Origin of the sequence: Haloferula chungangensis, assembly GCF_042664875.1 — a bacterium.
GTDB classification, from domain to species: Bacteria; Verrucomicrobiota; Verrucomicrobiia; order Verrucomicrobiales; family Akkermansiaceae; genus Haloferula; species Haloferula chungangensis.
On sequence record NZ_JBHTBS010000001.1, the window covers coordinates 704,342 to 721,296 of the forward strand.

A 16,955-nucleotide genomic window follows, 5' to 3' on the forward strand; every position below is an offset into this window, starting at 1 on the left:
ATCAGGCCTCGACGGGAGCAAGGGCGATCGCGGTGCGGGCCGGGGTGTAAATGCTGATTTCGTCGTCCACGTCGACTTCGTGGACGACCGTGGCGTCGAGCCGGTCGTGACCCCCGTATTCGGGTTGATCGGTATCGAGCACCAGCTTGAACCTGCCGCCACCGGGCACCTTGAAACGGTAGTCAGCCACGGAGCTGTCGTGCGACCAGTTGAAGACAAAGATCACCGCTCCCCTTCGAGCGCAGATCACCTTGTTGGTGACGTCGATGTTGAGGATTTCTGCCGGCGGTTGATGGGGGAGGTTGTTCTCTTTCGCCATGGCGAGCATGCCTTTTTCAAAGGCGGCGAGGAACTTGTATTTGAGATCCGGATGGTCGGCGAGCGACCACTGACGACGGCAGTAGTGGTAGGACCAATTGTTGCCTTCGCGGGGGAAATCGAGCCACTCGGGGTGGCCGAATTCATTACCCATGAAGTTGAGCCATCCCTCGCCACCCAGCGCGAAAGTGATCAGGCGGATCATCTTGTGCAGGGCGATGCCGCGCTCGATCACCGGGTTCTCGTCCTTTTCCCCCATGTGCCAGTACATCTCCTTATCCATCAGCCAGAAGGCGAGGGTCTTGTCGCCGACGAGCGCCTGGTCGTGACTTTCGGCGTAGGAGATGTTGGCCTCACCATATCGGCGGTTTGTGAGAGTGCCCCACATTTCATCGAGATCCCAGTCCTCGTCGCGGGTGTGCTTGAGCAGCTTGATCCAGTAATCGGGGATGCCCATGGCGAGGCGGTGGGTGAAGCCCACGCCGCCATCGGTGATCGGTTTGCAGAGCCCCGGCATGCCGGACATGTCTTCGGCAATCAGCAGGGCACCGGGCTTGAGTTGCTGGGCGAGGGTGGTGGCAAGCTGGAGATAGAGGATCGCGTCCTCATCGACTCCGTCGGTGAAATACTTGTCGTAGTGATCGAAGGCGGTCGAGCCGCGATGCCAGTAGAGCATCGAGGTGACGCCATCGAAGCGAAAGCCATCGAAGCGGAACTCCTCCATCCAGTAGCGGACGTTGGAGAGCAGGAATTGACGGACCTCCGGACGTCCGTAGTCAAAGCACTTTGAGTCCCACTGCGGGTGATCCCCCCGGTCGTCGCTGTGGAAATAGAGGTTGCCGGAGCCATCGAGATTGTTGAGGCCCTCGGCCATGTTCTTGACGGCGTGGGAATGCACGACGTCTAACAGCACCGCCAGTCCGAGTCCGTGAGCGGTATCGACGAGGTATTTCAAATCCTCCGGCGTGCCAAAGCGCGAGGTCGGGGCGAAGAAGGAGGAGACATGATAGCCGAATGACCCGTAGTAGGGATGCTCTTGGACGGCCATCAGCTGCACGACATTGTAGCCGAGGTTTTTGATGCGTGGCAGCACGGTATTGGCGAACTCGCGGTAGCTGTGGACGCGGCCTTCCTCACCGGACATGCCGACGTGAGCTTCGTAGATCAGGGGAGAATCGATTTCCGATGGATCGAACTCGTGAATCCACTGGTACTCGTTTTCCGGCTGCCAGATCTGGCCGGAAAAGTCGTGGCTTTCCGGGTCCTGAGCGGTTCTCAGGATGCAGGCGGGAATCCGGTCGCGCGCGGATCCGTCGGACCCAATGATGTGAAGCTTGATTTTTTCGCCATGCTTGAGGGCATCGCCCGGGAGTCGGAGTTGCCAGATTCCCCGCTCGGCGCGCAGAAGGGGATGGCTGTGCCGGTCCCAGCCATTGAAATCACCGATCAGCGAAACGGCTTTTGCGCCGGGGAGCCATTCACGCACGACCCATTGACCGTCGGGCTGAAGATGGACTCCGGTGAAGTGATGGGACAAGGCGTGCGCTCTCAGCCCGCCAGTCGTCGATCGAATCCGTGCCAGCTCATCGCTCAGACGTTGCTGCCGATGGCGGATGTGATCGGCGTAAGGGCTTAGCCAGGGATCATCTTGGACCAGTTTCGGGAGTTCGCTCATCTGATTCCAGCATGAGCAGTTCGGGAGCCAGCTGGAAGGTTTGATTCAGTCACATCGCGCTGCGGTGTGCGTTTGACACCGATGCTCCGGCGAGTCCCGGGTGAAGGATCGCTCATCCCAGGCGGATGGCCTTCAGGATTCTTCGCGAGGACGGCGGTCGCCAGGGCTGACCTTGGAGATCGGAGGATCCTGGGAGGTAATCCGTGCTGGCGAGCTGGCGAGCCGCTCGCTAGGTAGCTGGGATGAAATGGGCTGTTTTAACCCCTGGACTGGCCGTGCTGCTTGGGGGCTGCGTCGGAATATCTGCCAAGAAGCACACCTATTCTTCCATGGGGGGAACGGCTGAGCTGGGTGGGGCGACGGTGGGGGTTCAGTTCCGGCCAGAGGGCACCAAGGGACCGAACATGATGTTGAGCGCGATGGTCGTGGGTGGCGGCTTCGCGACCTTCGATGGACCATTTCGCTGGAGGATCGAGGCTCTCGGGGAGAGCGGTGTTCAGGAAAAGCTGATCGTGCACCGCATTCGCACCAAGACGAGTAAGACCAATCGTGATGAGTGGTATCCGGAAGAACATCTGGGATTTTCCAAGGCGTTTAGGCGAGTGAAGGGTGAACCGGGGGTGAGCCGGGTCCGCTACGAAATTCCAGGCCTGCTCAAGGTGAAACCCGAGGAGGACGGACGCTTGGATGTCTGGATCGACATGAGCGTCATTGAAAGGGTGGGCACGACGAGGAAAATCCTGCGTTTTGCCCTCGATCCGGACACCAAACGGGCGGACGAAATGGTCTTTTTGCCGGTTGAGGTCGCGAAAAGCATCGGCAGCAACCCGGAAGATTGGGAGGATTCGATGTGGGATTGAGCGTTGCCGATCCTGATTTACAGGACTAGCTTCCTGTGTCGCCGTGGCCCTTAGAACACTCATACCCATCCTCCTTTTCGTCTTTGCTGCCATCTCCGGGTTTTCCGAAGAGGTGGTATCGACGAACCCTGACCCCCTGAATTCGGCAACCGACGTTGCGGCGAGTTCTGCGGATGATGCCTCCATTTTCAATCGGAAGAATGCCAGGACCATCCAGTTGGAGATCCCCGCTCCACGGGGTCAGATCACCGATCGGGAAGGCAAGCCATTCGCCCAGAATCGCGTCGCCTACCAACTGGCGGTGCAGTACGAGCAGTTTCCCAAGGAAGACCGGGACGCGATCGTCGCATGGGGCAGGGATCGGGTCGAAATGGCCAAGCAGCTGTGGCCAGCGGTTTCCGAGCCTAGCGATGAACAACTCTATCAGCACTACCGTCATCGCCGATGGCTACCTTACTACATTTCAAGCCACCTCAGTGCGGATGAGAAGGCACAGATTGAGCCGAAGCTGACTCGTGGTCTGGTGCTGCAGCCGGTCTATCAGCGTTACTATCCCGAAAAGAGCGTCGCCTCTCATATCATCGGCTACACCGGACTGGTGGGAAAGATGGAGACCGGACCCATCAATCCGCTGGAGCCTCTCTGGATCGAGGGGGAAGGACGTGCAGGCTTTGAGAAAATCTATGACAACGAGCTGAAGGGCAAACCGGCGGCCCTGCAGATGATTTTCGATGAGAACGGAAATCAGTTGCTCAATAGCCAGAAAGGTCGCCCGCGTTCAGGTGGCACCGTGGTCTCGACGCTGAATCTGCGTTGGCAGAAACGTGCCGAAGAGGTGCTGGATAGCCACTCGCGGCGAGGTGCCATCGTGGTAATCGATGTCGCGACGGGTGAGGTGCTTGTGATGGCCTCGAAGCCATCGTTCGATCTGAACAAATGGATCCCCGGAATCAGTCAGAAGGACTATGATGTGCTTCGCGAAAGCGACGACAAACCGCTTTACGCCCGAGCCTTTCAAGGCCGCTATCCACCGGCCTCTTCCTTCAAGCCGATCGTGGCACTGGCGGCCCTTAACGAGGGGACCATTACGCCGAGCACCACGGTCTACTGTCCGGCATACATCAGCTATGGGAACCACAAGTTGTGGAACTGGTCGCGCTCACCTTACGGGGATCTATCGGTGAAGAATGCGATCAAGTGGTCGAACAACCCGTGGTTTGCCCAGGTCGGAAACCGTGTCGGATCCGGCGAGTTCCTCGGATTGGCGCGTCGTCTTGGTTATGGCACGACATCAGGGCTGCCGCTGATTGGCGAGGAGTCGGGTCTCATCCCGACGGCGGAATATGTGCAGAAGACCCTCGGTCGTCCGATTACGGAAGGGGATGCCGCCAACTGGTCGATCGGCCAGGGAGCGGTTCTGGCGACCCCGCTGCAAGTCGCTCAGGGAATGGCCGGAATCGCGAACGGCGGTGCCTTGCCGAAGCTTCACCTGATGATGCAGGTCCAAGACACTTTTGGTCGAGTGATTCGTACCGCGCAGCCTGAGCGTCGGAACTGGCTCGGCATTGAGCAGGAAGCCTTGGATACGGTTAGGGATGGGATGCGCGAAGTGGTGGCAGGCGGCACAGGTCGATCTGCCGGACTCTCTTGGACGGAGGTTTGCGGAAAGACGGGCACCGGTCAGTGGGGTCCCGAATCAAAAAGTCAGGGAGTAGCCTGGTTCGCCGGATTCCTTCCTTATGATCAGCCACGGCTGGCTTTCGCCTGTCTTTACGAAGGTCGGCCTGGTCAGAAAGTGAGCGGCTCCGGCAACGCCTGCCCGATGGTGCCCGCTTTTTTCAACAGCTTTAAGGATGAGATCCAGGAGATGGTTGCGCCTGCGCCGAAGGCGGTGATGATCGTCGACGAATTGGAAGTCCAGGAGGATACGGAAGGAGTGCTACGCGCTATACCTGTGAGTCCGCTTGAGCTCGAAGAAGCATTTCCCGATGGAATTCCGGAAGAAATTGAGGCACCTGCTGCGGTTCCAGTGGAAATCGAGGAGGATGTGGCACCACGGGCAATCCCCGTCAATGAGGATGAACTGCGGGACTCGACGGGTGGATTCGAACCCGGGCCCTAATTGGATGACAGTTCCAGCGCGATCAAGTTAGGGAGAGAATCGGCTCCAGCTGAATTTTTTCGGACCAAGATGGATAGGATCCTCCGTCGCCAAGGCTATGGCGGGACAGGTGGGTAGGATTTTGAAATCATTGCCCTCAGTTCAGGCTAGAATTGAGGTTCAACCATGACGATCACCACCAAGATAATTGGATTTCGTTGTCTTCATCCTATTTATCCCATCCATCCTGGTCCCATTTCTTCCCCTAGCTTGATCGCCATGATGACAGTTCCAGCTTTCGGCGCTGGACCTTGGTCCGCTTAAGCTTCAAATACGGCTCGTCCCGTTGCAGCTCAGCGGGGATCAATCGAATACGACATTATTTATGGATATCCAAATTGCAGCTCTCTGTGACTTCGCAGCCGACTACAATGGCAAACTCGTGGTAACGGGTGCCTTTGACACACTCGCCGCACGTGCCGTGCCGGTCGTTCACCCAAACTGTGCGCTGGCCCTTCGGTTTTGCTTCACGCAGGAGGATGCAGGTCGCCACAAGCTTTCGATCAACATCATTGATGAAGACGGTCTGTCTCTGGACGCTGAAAACATGCCCATCGAGCCTGAGTTCGATGTGCAGCTTCCTCCGAACGTTCCCTTCCTCACCCGCAACCTGATCATGAACCTACAGGGTCTGCGTTTCCCGAAGGCTGGGATCTTCTCGATCGATATCGGATGTGATGACGAACTCCTGATGCGCCTGCCGCTGCGAATCGTTCAGGTTCAGCAGGACGGTCAGCCTCAGCAGTAACTTTGGTCCAAGGGGATGAGCGCACAGGACATTCGCCGTTGTGCCGTCGTCACGGGCGCATCATCCGGCCTTGGTGAGGAATTTGCCCGCCAGTTGGCGCCAGCGTGTCGAACGCTGGTTCTGATCGCGAGGCGTGGCGAGCGGCTCGAAAAGCTCGCCCGGATTCTCCGGGCTGAGCACGCCGGCCTCGAAGTCGGCGTGCTCAGCGCCGATCTAACGGATCCCTCTGCCAGGGAGGCGGTCATTGCGAAAATCGCCGCTGCCAAGCTCCAGCCCGACCTTCTTGTAAACAACGCTGGGATGGGCGATTACGGGGAGTTTTCGGAAGCGGAGTGGCCGAAACTCGAGTCGATGTTGAAATTGAACATCGAGGCCCTCACTCATCTTGCGCATGCACTCGTCCCCCTGATGAAGGCGGGCGGAGGGGGATCCATCATCAATGTCAGTTCATTGGCGAGTCTCCTTCCCATTCCGGACTTTGCCGTTTACGCCGCGACAAAGGCATACGTGACAAGCTTTTCGGAGGCTCTCCGAATCGAGGTGGCGCCCCATGGGATTAGCGTAACGGCCCTCTGTCCCGGCCCGGTTCACACGGAGTTCGGTGAGGTCGCGATGAAGGAAGGATCCGGCAACAAGTTTCCAGGTCGTGAGTTCTTCTATGTGGAAGCCGAGCAGGTTGTTAGGGAAGCGCTGCTAGGTGCTTCAGCGAATCGGGCGAGGGTTTTCCCCGGTTGGCAGGTCGCGGCGGCGGCCGTGGTGATCTCGGCCTTGCCGATCGTTCTGATCCGGCTCGCCATGGGAACACGTCCCCGCAGGTAACCACCCGCGTTCACCTGAGCCACGAGGCCAAAAAAGGATTCGATCGAATCTCGCTTCCCAAGCTGGTGGCAGGACCATGTCCGGGAAGGAGCGTCATCCCTGGCGCGATTTCGGAGAAAGCCGCCTCAATTGTCCTGCGCGCGAGCGCAAAAGCGGAGGAGTCGGGGCAACCACCGATCGATCCGGCAAACACGGCATCGCCAACGGCGAATGCCTCAACGCCGGGGCCCTTGATGAGGTAGCCGAGAGTCTCCGGGTGATGCCCTGAGAGGTCGACGGCCTGGACCGTGAAAGGACCGAGCTCAAGAAGCTCACCGGCAGAAACTGCAATTGAGTTGCTGACTCCCGAAGGAGAGTGAATCGAGGTAAGCATGCTTTGGGACGCGGCCGAAAGTCCTCCGATGTGGTCGCGGTGGGCGTGGGTGATCAGCACGTGAATCGCCTGATCACCAAGGGCCTCGATTTGTGCCTCGAAATCCTTCGGCCTGAATCCGCAGTCGATGACGAGAGTTGTTCCATCAGCCTCGATGAACCAGATGTTCACTTCCTCATCCTCGAAGGGAGCCTCGAATTGGCGAATTCGGCCAAGGTCGGGGGATTCCGGTTGGTAGTCCGGCAAGTGGCACAGCGCCGCGGAATCGATTTCGAGAAGCGGAGCCAGCATGCGAGCGAGCCGTGCATCGAAATCGCCATTAAGAAAACCCATGAGCTCGCGGGTCGGGAGACCCGCCATCGTGGCAAGAGCTTCAGGAGTGAGGCCTCGTCCGATGATTGATTTTCGGACGACATCGGCGGGTGCATCGTAAAGGTCCATGGCTTAAGCAAGTTCGCAGGCGAGACGGATGGCGTGAATCATCGAATCCGGTCGGGCGATGCCCTTCCCAGCAATATCGAATGCCGTTCCGTGATCGGGGCTGGTTCGGGGTTTCGGGAGGCCGAGCGTCACATTCACGGCTGTGTCGAAATCAAGGAGCTTGAGGGGAATCAGTCCCTGATCGTGATACATCGCCAGCACGGCCTGGTAGGCTCCTCGAGCGGCGTCTCGAAAGATGGCATCGGGGACATGAGGGCCGCTGAAGACGCCAGGGAAGCGCCTTTCAAGTTCATCGATGGCAGGTTGAATGATCCGAGTCTCCTCATCGCCGAATTTCCCTCCTTCACCAGCGTGGGGGTTGAGCCCACAAACCGCGATCTTGCTGTTAGAGCCAAAGCGCCGCCGGACGAAGTCCGCAAGAAGCTCCCCGACCAAGCAGATGGACTCGGGTGTTAGACAAGAAGCTACTTCCCGGAGCGGAAGGTGAATCCCCGCAAGCCCCACGGTCAGGGTCTCGCCAGAGAGGCACATGGCGTAGTTTTTGCAGCCGAAGAGACTGGCAAAATACTCGGTTTGCCCGGGAAATGGAAATCCGACGCGTTCGAGTTGTGCCTTTGAAACGGGGGCGGTGACGACAGCCACTACATCGGCCTCATTGCGGAGTTTTTCGCCCGCCAACTGAAGGGCCTTCCATGACTCTGCTGCCGAGGCCAGGTTCGGGTGACCGGCGATTCCCTGATCCCTGTCACCGATGACTTCAAAGTCAAAGCCCCCGGGAAGTTTGCCGGACCCGAGGGCCTTATCAACGACCTCGGGTCCAATGCCGGCGGGATCACCCAGGGTAATGAGGATCCGGGGTGCGGACATAGCGCGAGTCTTGTGAGCTTACTTCAGCTTGATGTTGATCATCGCCTTCCTTCGAAGGTCTTCGATCCAGGCTTCGTAGCGGGCCGAGGTCTTCTTGGCCCTGACCCGATCCTCCATCATCTTTTTGACATCGCTGAACGGGGGGGCGGGTCCCTTCTTGATCGATTCCACTTTGGCAATGGTGAAGCCTGCCGCGTCTTCGAGCGGGCCGAGGAGTTTGCCTGATTCGGCGTCGAAAAGAATTGCGGCGAACTCGGGCGAAAGGTCAGGCCGTGGCACGTCTTCCTGGAGTCCGCCATTGGCGGCAAATGCATCCTGGGAATGCTTCTCGGCCAGCTCCGCAAAATCAGCACCGTTGCGGATCTCATCGGCGAGGGTCTCGGCCAGACTCAACTGCGACTCCGGGGTCGCGAGGGGGTTGGATGGGTCCAGACGGGGAAGGAAGATTTTCCGGTAGGTAATCGAGTCCTTGGAAATGTCCCGCAGAGTATCTTTCGACTCCGCATATTCCTTCTGAACTTCACCCGGAATTGGAGGGGGCGCATCCTTGAATTTCTCACTCCGCATCGCCTGAACAATGAGCTTTTCGCGGGTCAAATTGCGATAGCTTCCCATGCCCATTTGAGCTTTGGAGAGCTCTTGGCGGAACTTTTCGCTGTCGCCATTGTAAAGGGTCTGAATCTGACGGTCGATCTCCGCGTCGACCACGCTGTCCGGAAGATTGGCTCCTCTCTGCTGCATCTTCTTGAACTCGGCCATGATGAGCTGGCGGTCGATGAGCTCTTGAAGAATGTTGTCCTGAGCTTCCTTGAGTCGTCGATCGAACTCTGGTCCACGACGCGGGAATTCAGCCATCAGCTGGCCGATCAGGGGTGAAAGCATGACACCGACTTCCTTGGCGGTGATCGGCAATCCGTTGACGGTGGCGGCGATGCGGTTGACTTCGATCAGTCCTGAAGGAGGAGCAGGATTCGGCGGAGCAGGCTCTTGGGCGAGTGCTGCAGCGGGCAGGCAGAGGAGTAGAATCCAAGATTTATTCATTGGCGACGGTGGATGCGATGATGTTCAACGCAGGAAGAGCGAATGCAAGCGGCGAAAGTCCTTCGTTTAACGAAACTAAAAGAAAAGTCCCGCCACCGATAATGCGGGGGCGGGACTTTGGGAAAAGGAATATTCTCAGAGAGAATTATTCCGGGCGCACGGCGTCGGCAGCCTTTTCGAGGCCATCTGCAGCGCTTTCAGCAGCGGCATCGGCGGCCTTCTTGGTTTCGTCAACGGCATCTTCAGCCGCGCTTTCAACGGAGTTGGCAGCGTCTTCTGCGGCCTCTTCAGTCGCGGCGGCAGCATTGTCGACAGCTGCGCCCGTCTCTGCGGCCGCATTTTCGGTGGCATCCTTGGCGTCTTCGGCAGCGGCCTCAGCCTTGTCTGCTGTTTCTTCAGCAGCAGCCTTGGTTTCCGCGGCCATTTCCTCGGATTTTTGTTCAACTTCAGCCTGTTGGGACTCGGAGCAGGAAGCAAATGCGAATGGGAGAGCGGCAAGTAGCGCGTAATGGGACGTCTTCATCATGATAATAGTAGTAGTTTGGGGGAGCTTCGCTCCGCAAAAATTCCTATCACGATGCGTTACATGGGTCAATTTCCATCGCGTTAGAGTTGCTGTGGTGCCGTGTGGGGGTATTTGTGGGTGATGGAAACCGTCAGCGTTCAGTGCCCGACTTGCTTTGAGTGGTTCGATGTCGCATCCCCGGGGCCCGACGAACTGCCCGCTGAGCTGGACTACGACTGCGAAGTCTGCTGTCGCCCGATGCTGGTCGTGATTGACCGGGAAGGAGCTCATGCCCGAGGGCTTGGAGAATAGAACGGCTTTCCCGGTTGCGGAGGGGGGGGATTTCTGGCAGCGTGCCGCTCAGATGCTCCGATTGATCCAGGTTCTTTCACTTGCAGGGATGTCCGCATTCCTTGCGGCCTGTGGCAATGAAGGGAGCGAGGCAGCTGCCCCGGCCCCTGCGCCCCAGCAGGGTTTCCAGCAGAAATCGGGTGATTTATTTGATGACGATTCCGACAAAATGATCGGACGCTACGCCAAGACCAACCCGATGATGCAGAAGGGTGGCGAGAAGGCGGCGGAAGAAGGAAGCGTCGGGGCGAACAAGTTCTTTGAGGGCGAAATCGCCAAGCGCGATTTTGCGGCCAAGGACTACACCAAGAAATCGTTCTGGGGGAGCAAGGACTACGAGAAAAAGATCTATGGCGGCGACACGGATGGCAGCCGTTTCCAGCAGGGCTCCCGTTACAACTCCCAAGGGGCGCTGGAAAACACCATGACGTCCTCCGCCTCGGGAAGCCGATACGCCACCGGAACCCATGCGACGGGTGCGGCGCGTGAAGGTGGTGAGTCGAACGTCACGAAATATTCGAACGCCCATGTCGATGCCCGCCAGAGTTCATTCGAGCAACCCGAAATCACCGACTGGAAAAGCCAGCGGGGTCTGACGATTGACGACACCAAGAGCATGCTCGGTCGTTAGTGACTGGCGGCGATCAGCGGGGGACGGTGGTGGTGATCACCTTTTTCAGGTCGATCCACTTGATTGGTTTTCCCTCGAGGAAAGTTGCTTGGTTCACGATGATCTGAACCGAAGAGAAATTGGCGGGGAAGCGGGTCCTCATGTATCCGGCGAGGCTCCGGGTCGGGGTGCCTTCGATCTGGATGACCACCTCCGGAAGTTGGGCGCGGATTGCGTGGATCCATTCGTTGACCCAATCCGCCTCGGAGCTACTACGACTATCGTAGCTGAAGACGATGTGAGTGTCACCGAGGTTGGGACGCGTGTCTACGGATAGATGAATGATCTCATCATTGCGTTTCAAGGCGTCCTCCACTCGCTGAACGAAGGTATCCAGGTAGTATTTCTTCTGCCGCTCATCGAGCCTCTGCCGCTGGTCGGGCGTGAGCTTCTGGGAGAATCGGCTCCAGCGTTCATCGTCTTCGGGATGCTTCGAGAGGTCGATGAGCAATCGGCTCATGTCGGCATGGAGAAGCTGCGCGTGGAGCTTCTGGGCAATGCCTTGAGCAAGGTTGAGGGCGCCCGGAGACCATCCGGAAGGAGAGGTGATTTCCTCTTCGCTGCCTTTCATGTCGGCACGATGCCATTCCGGGATGGTGCAGACAGCCGTCTCACAAGTGGGGATAAAAACTCGCATGTCAAAAAGTGGTGCCAATGGCGAAGTGCCAGGTCCCGCTGGGTTCGCCTGGGTCCTGGGTCATGTTGTGTCCGTACTCGAGTCGCACCGGTCCGATGGGGAGATCAAAGCGGATACCGAGGCCGAGAGCGATATCGATTTCGTTCATTCCGAAATCCTGCCAATCGGAGGAAAGACCACCGAAATCGAGGAAGGCAACGCCCTTGAGGGCACCCGCAACAGGATGGATGTATTCGACATTGGCGACCCAGGATGCTTCGCCACCCACCGGATAGCCGCTCCGGTCATGGGGGCCAAGTTCGCGTTCCGGATAGCTTCGGACGCTGCGGGGTCCACCATTGAAGAGACGGAGGTCAATGGGGAGTTGATCGCCCGATGGCACGATGACCTCGGCCCGGGCACCAAGGGCGAGCTGGCCAACCTTGCCAATTGGCTTGTAGTAGGAGCTTTGGAAGCCAGCACCAAAGTAACTGGTGGATTCCTCTCCCGCTGCGATTCCAACGGTCAGGGGGCTCTCGAAGTACCATCCCTCGGTGGGGAGGACCGCGCTGTCCCGGTAATCGATCAGCTGACTGAAGGTGAGGTAATTGTTGTTGTATTCCGTTTCACCAAGTCGGGCGACGGGCAAGCCATCGGTCGTGGTGCGGGCCAGGGCGGTGCCCAGTGAAGCCTGGAGGGAATAGTGATCCGAGAGCGGGTAGCTGACGCTCCCCTCCAGACCCGTCGTCCAGTTGTCATAACCTTCATTTCCGCGACTCAGCGAGTAAAGTCGGATGGTTCCCTTGGCATCGGTTCCCCAGAGCCATGGATCGGTTAGAGAAACGTCACCGAGCAACGAGCGCTGGGTGATCTCGAATCCAGCGGAGAAATTCCTTAACTCTCCTCCAAAATTCCGGTCATAGAACGAGGCTCCCAAGATGGATCCTTCGTAGGTCCCGAAGCCGGCGGTTAAGGATATTCCCCGCGCATCGGTTTCTTCAAAATGGAGCGTTGCGTCCAGGCGGTCGCCGCCTGCCTCCTCGGTTTCGATCTGAACGGAAGAGAAAGCCCCGGTCGCAATCAGTTGTCGGGTCCGCTTGTCGACGAGGTTGCCATCGAGGTAGGCGTTGCGCAGGGGTTCGATGCGTTTGCGGATGCGTTCGGGATTGGTTTTCTCCAGTCCATCAAAAGCGACATTTCCTAGGCGGAAGCGCTTGCCCTCCACGATGGTGAAAAGGGGTCGCACGTATCCGTTCTGGGTTTCGAGCGACATATTGATGGTGGCATTGACGAAACCCTTGCTCCGGTAATATTCGGTGACGGCAAGCCGCACGCTATTGATGTTGGCAGTGTCGGCCGTCTGGTTGATGAAGGGGGCGACGGCATTCTTGGTTCCGCTGGCTTGTTCACCTGAGAAGGTCGGAGTGGCGATGCGGTAAAGCTTCCCGGTGTCGATGTGGAGGAGGATGTGGGTCGCACTCGAAATTTTGTTGGTCTTGCGGTCCTTGACGGTGACCGTGGGATTCCAATAGCCCTGACTCTGGAGTTCGGCTTTGATCAGGTGGATGCCGTCATCGATATCAGACTCACGAAAGGGGGGTTCTCCGGATGACGAGATCTGACGCTTCATCGGATTGAGCTCGAAGAGCTTTTTGAGCTTCTCGCGCAGCTCTTCATCCAGTTCACCTTCGATGTCGATCGATCCGAGCGTGTCTCGTGGTCCTTCATCGATCCGGAGCCTGATGAGGGAGGGGCTCAGGATTCGCCATGAGACCGAAGCGTCGTTGAAGCCGTTCTTGCGAAAGAGTTGCTCGATCATGAACGCGCTGTCGGATGCGCGGGCGGGAGATGCTGGCTGTGCCTTGATGTGCTCAAAGCGGCCGCCGATCAGCCGCTCGATGTCGGACTTGGAAATCGACTTCATCCCCTCGAATCGAAGCTCCGTCTTGCCATACATCGGGATGCTCGATGCGATGAACAGAAGGCATGTTGATAAAAAACGCATCAGCGGAAACGGAAGAGGTAAATAAGGGTGGTGCGAGTATTTCCCTCGTCACTGATTCCGGCCCGGATGAGCCAGTTGTCATCGAGATTGATGGTCGCCGAGTTGTATTTGGTGCTGGTGTAAGGGTCCTTTTCTCCGACTTGGAAATCAACCTTCTCGACGACTTTCAAGACAGGCCCGAGGCCCCTCAGGTATTTAATCCGTCCATGTCGAAGCTCCTCAATGAGCAGTTGCATGGCTCTTGCCGTGGCGGCTTCGGGATCAGCAAATCCGCTGGTGGTGGTGCCAGTGGCCACCAGTGTCATGATTTCGGTGTCCGGCAAGGGCGGGTTCGAAGTCGGGAGCACCTTGGGATTCGAGATCGGTCCGTAGATGTAGACTTCAATTTCGTAGGGCCGGATCGTCGATTCTCCACGGATATTCAGGATGGGATCAAAGGGGGCATCCGGCCGGAACTCCACGGTGCCTTTGTTAATATGAAGTGTGCTGAAGGGCAGGTTGGCCTTGGTTTTCACAATCGTGGCGCCTCCATTTGGGCGAGGCTTTGCGATCGTGCCTCCCACATGAGCTTCGAGAAAAACCTGCCCGGTCGCCAGGTTGCCGCGGATGAGGAAGGGGCTGTCCGTGACAAGATCCAGATCGAGGCCCCAGTTGCGGAAGGGTTCAGGGACGCCTGCTGTGGGTTCGGTTGCGGCAGGAGCATCGACCGCTGGAAGTGATGGCTCGGAGGGCAAATTGAAAGGAACCCCAATGGGTAGGATTTCGATGTCCTTGTAAAACAGGCTGTCAACCACTCCAATCTTTCCGCCGATGGTGGCCGTCTCCCAAGGGCCTTTAATCGAGATGTTGGTGTTGAGGCGGACGATCATCGACCGGTCTCTCCTCGCGGGAAGCTCCTTGCCAACGATGGAAACGTCGATATTGGATGGCTTGTTATCGACGAGGTCGAGTGCCCCGCTGATGTTCAGGGTGCCGCCAGCGACACTGAGATCGAGTTCCTCCACCTCGACCTTTTCAGGAGTGGCGACGATTTTCATGGTGCCGTCCTTAAAACGAGGAAGGGTGGGGTCCTTCATTTCAAAGGCGGCTCCCGTCATGGTGATGGTTCCCAGCGGTTTGGGTTCGCCAACGGTGCCGGTCACTTCGAGATCCACGTTGATGATGCCAGCGAGCTTGCGTGCGTCTGGAACGAATTTCTTGAGAACCTCGACGTTGAAATCGGAGATCCTGGCCGAGACATCGAGCTTGGCCTGCTTGATGACTTCCGGGTCTTCGGCCCATTGCTCCGGGCTCCAGTTGGTCACCGCGTCGATCTTCATCGGCGGATACTCGGCACTGGTGATGTCACCTTCGATTTTGAGGGTTTTTTCACGGCCGATGGTGCTGAGGTCGATCGCAATGCCGGGAATGTTGGGCTGGGAGGTGAGACCAATATTGCTGGCGGTGAGATGAGCATCGAGAACGGGCTCCGCCATGCTCCCTGTCAGCTTGATGTTGAGCTTGGCACGACTGTCGTCCCGGAAGCGGGTCTCTTCCGGTAGGAAGGGGTGCAGTTTGGTGAGAGGGAGCTCGACGCTTTCGATGTTGATATCGATCGGACGGGTTTCGCGCATCAGAGCCTTCACGTCCGTGAGATCTTCGGGAACCGGGATGGTGGCGGTGCCGTTGAGCAGGGTGTCATCCCCATCCGACCATGAAAGTTTCCGAAGCTCGACCACCTGATCCTGCAGGGTGAGCTCTCCTTCGACCTTCTGAGCCGCTTGCTGAACATTGAAAGGGGCGAGTTCGACGCTTTCGGGCCAGGCATATTTCGCACTGGCGAAGACCTTGATCGCTTGCTCCTCGGCGCTGCGTTTCCATTCGAACGAGCTGAGTTCCAGCTCGCCGTGATGAGACATGTTTTCAATGTCCCCGCCGCCTTCCCATGTGAAGCTGGCGTTCATCCCGGTGGGGAGAGTGATGTCGAAAGGGGCAAGCCAGTCCTTGAGGGACTGCGGATCGAAATCCGTCAGCTCGGCGGTGCCGGTGTAGCTCATTGCTTCCGGGCTGAAACTGCCGTCGATGTTGACCCCGGGAATCAGGATGTTGGCGTCGGCGTCTCCTCCGTTCTGCCACGCCGCTTCAATATTGATCGGAGGGGCGTCCTCGCTTGAGACGATCGCGATCGTGCTGGTGGCCTCGTCGGGCTTCCCTTCGGAAAATGTCAGACTGGCATTGCCTTTGAGGGAGGATGCCGGCGGAGGGGTGGGATTTTCGGAAGGCTTGAAGCGGTCTCTAACAAGCGTGAGCGGTTTCTCGAGATTGGGAATGGTGAAGTCGACTTCTGCTAGTGTTGGGAGCATGCCGCCAGCTCGGTCGAGGTCGACATCAGCCTTGAGGTCCAGTGGGGAACCGAGAGCTTCACCGTTGATAGCGGCTTTCAAACTTGAGCCCTCCAGCTTTGCGGCGAGCGCCATTCGGGAAGACCTCCAGTCGTCGTAGTTCACTCCGCTGGTGCTGAGTTGCAGGTCGGCATCAAGGGTTTCGAGTCCACCGGAAAGATTGCGGGCCTCGAGTTTGAGGGATTCCAGAGTAACTTCTGCGGGAATAGGGAATCCAAGTTTCTCCGCCGCCTGGTGGACCAGTAAGGGAGAGGATGCCTCTTGCTCGAGACTCGCGGTGACGAGATCGGACTCGGCATTAAATCGGACACCATCGACGATGATGCCGGTGGCAAAGCTCATCTGCTGGGCTCCATGGAAGCGCGCGAGAAGGTCACGAATGCCCAGGGCGGGCATGACATTCAGTGAGGCCAGCTGAAGCGAGTCCTCCTGCCAGTCGATCCGTGATGATTGGGCTTCGACCACTTTATCGCCGAGGATGGTCATCTCACCAAGTTCGAGATCGATGTGCGGACTGCCGGGAGGGTGAGTCAACGAGGTCGGCTCGATCTTGAATATTTGCTCATCGCCTCGATGGATGTTGGCGCTGACATCGATGATCTCGATCTCCATGGGGATGAGCCGAGCCCTGAGGTCTGAGAGCAGTTTGGCGATGTCGGTTGGCGGCTTCTCCTCGTCTTCCTCCTTGGGTTTGGACTTAGCCAGGTCGACGGATGCGTGGAGCCCGCGGACTTTGATGCTCTCCAGCTTTCCCTTGATGATCTCGCTGAGCTTGTAATTCAGCGATGCCTGATCGAGTCCGATGAGTTCCAACTCGGCCATGTCGCCCAAGCTGAAGCTCGAAATTCCAATTTGCCCGCCGGTGAGACGTCCGCTGAGTTCGAATGATTCCGGGAGTCCCGGAATGTAGTGGTGCGCGACTTTCTCGCCAATGAAGCGCCAGCCGGGTCCATCGAGCCAGATGAGAAATCCGAGGAAAAGGAGCAGCAGACGCCAGCGCTTCTTCCGCCAGCGAGGGCGTGATGCCTTGTCTGCTTTCTTTTGCTCCTTCGTCTCTTCGTCAGCCATTCCCTGACAGAGCATGAGCCCCGAATCCGACAACGGCAACCCATGGATTGCCAAGG

At 57.9% G+C, this 16,955-nt stretch carries 13 protein-coding genes; 5 read left to right on the top strand and 8 right to left on the bottom strand.

Going from position 1 to position 16,955, the window contains the following annotated elements; all coding sequences use genetic code 11:
- Position 1 precedes the first annotated feature (1 nt).
- Positions 2 to 1,993 carry an alpha-amylase family glycosyl hydrolase gene (locus ACFQY0_RS02775; RefSeq protein ID WP_379708854.1) on the bottom strand — a complete coding sequence of 664 codons (1,992 nt, stop codon included), beginning with the start codon at positions 1,991 to 1,993 and terminating at the stop codon, positions 2 to 4.
- A 242-nt stretch (positions 1,994 to 2,235) separates the two neighbouring features.
- On the opposite strand from ACFQY0_RS02775, the gene ACFQY0_RS02780 reads away from it, so the two are divergent.
- From ACFQY0_RS02780 to ACFQY0_RS02795, 4 genes are all read left to right on the top strand, one after another.
- Positions 2,236 to 2,853, top strand: a complete 618-nt coding sequence (locus tag ACFQY0_RS02780; protein WP_379708856.1) for a hypothetical protein — start codon at positions 2,236 to 2,238, stop codon at positions 2,851 to 2,853.
- Positions 2,854 to 2,896: 43 nt separating this feature from the next.
- A complete protein-coding gene (locus ACFQY0_RS02785; RefSeq protein ID WP_379708858.1) occupies positions 2,897 to 4,975 on the top strand; it encodes a penicillin-binding transpeptidase domain-containing protein in 2,079 nt (692 codons plus the stop codon).
- Positions 4,976 to 5,339: 364 nt separating this feature from the next.
- Positions 5,340 to 5,762: a DUF6941 family protein gene (locus ACFQY0_RS02790; protein ID WP_379708860.1), complete on the top strand. Its 423-nt coding sequence runs from the start codon at positions 5,340 to 5,342 to the stop codon at positions 5,760 to 5,762.
- A gap of 15 nt (positions 5,763 to 5,777) precedes the next feature.
- A complete protein-coding gene (locus tag ACFQY0_RS02795) occupies positions 5,778 to 6,581 on the top strand; it encodes an SDR family NAD(P)-dependent oxidoreductase (RefSeq protein WP_379708862.1) in 804 nt (267 codons plus the stop codon).
- Positions 6,582 to 6,591: 10 nt separating this feature from the next.
- Here ACFQY0_RS02795 and ACFQY0_RS02800 read toward each other — a convergent pair whose 3' ends face one another.
- From ACFQY0_RS02800 to ACFQY0_RS02815, 4 genes are all read right to left on the bottom strand, one after another.
- On the bottom strand, positions 6,592 to 7,395 hold the full coding sequence (locus ACFQY0_RS02800; protein WP_379708864.1) for an MBL fold metallo-hydrolase: 804 nt from the start codon (positions 7,393 to 7,395) through the stop codon (positions 6,592 to 6,594).
- Positions 7,396 to 7,398: 3 nt separating this feature from the next.
- Positions 7,399 to 8,262: a 4-hydroxythreonine-4-phosphate dehydrogenase PdxA gene (gene pdxA, locus ACFQY0_RS02805; RefSeq protein WP_379708866.1), complete on the bottom strand. Its 864-nt coding sequence runs from the start codon at positions 8,260 to 8,262 to the stop codon at positions 7,399 to 7,401.
- Between the two features lie 18 nt (positions 8,263 to 8,280).
- Positions 8,281 to 9,303: a peptidylprolyl isomerase gene (locus ACFQY0_RS02810; RefSeq protein WP_379708868.1), complete on the bottom strand. Its 1,023-nt coding sequence runs from the start codon at positions 9,301 to 9,303 to the stop codon at positions 8,281 to 8,283.
- A gap of 145 nt (positions 9,304 to 9,448) precedes the next feature.
- Positions 9,449 to 9,826, bottom strand: coding sequence for a hypothetical protein (locus ACFQY0_RS02815; RefSeq protein WP_379708870.1), 378 nt, complete (start codon positions 9,824 to 9,826; stop codon positions 9,449 to 9,451).
- Positions 9,827 to 10,208: 382 nt separating this feature from the next.
- Here ACFQY0_RS02815 and ACFQY0_RS02820 point away from each other — a divergent pair, with 382 nt between their 5' ends.
- The gene (locus ACFQY0_RS02820; RefSeq protein ID WP_379708872.1) at positions 10,209 to 10,790 is read left to right on the top strand and encodes a hypothetical protein; all 582 of its coding nucleotides are present in this window, start codon (positions 10,209 to 10,211) and stop codon (positions 10,788 to 10,790) included.
- A 13-nt stretch (positions 10,791 to 10,803) separates the two neighbouring features.
- Here ACFQY0_RS02820 and ACFQY0_RS02825 read toward each other — a convergent pair whose 3' ends face one another.
- The 3 genes from ACFQY0_RS02825 to ACFQY0_RS02835 are packed head-to-tail and all read right to left on the bottom strand — an operon-like array spanning position 10,804 to position 16,899.
- Positions 10,804 to 11,466 (bottom strand): hypothetical protein, encoded by a 663-nt coding sequence (locus tag ACFQY0_RS02825; protein WP_379708874.1) that lies wholly within the window; start codon positions 11,464 to 11,466, stop codon positions 10,804 to 10,806.
- Between the two features lies 1 nt (position 11,467).
- Positions 11,468 to 13,450, bottom strand: a complete 1,983-nt coding sequence (locus ACFQY0_RS02830) for a BamA/OMP85 family outer membrane protein (protein WP_379708876.1) — start codon at positions 13,448 to 13,450, stop codon at positions 11,468 to 11,470.
- On the bottom strand, positions 13,450 to 16,899 hold the full coding sequence (locus tag ACFQY0_RS02835) for a translocation/assembly module TamB domain-containing protein (RefSeq protein ID WP_379708878.1): 3,450 nt from the start codon (positions 16,897 to 16,899) through the stop codon (positions 13,450 to 13,452). The genes ACFQY0_RS02830 and ACFQY0_RS02835 overlap by 1 nt, the downstream gene beginning before the upstream one ends.
- Positions 16,900 to 16,955: the final 56 nt, after the last annotated feature.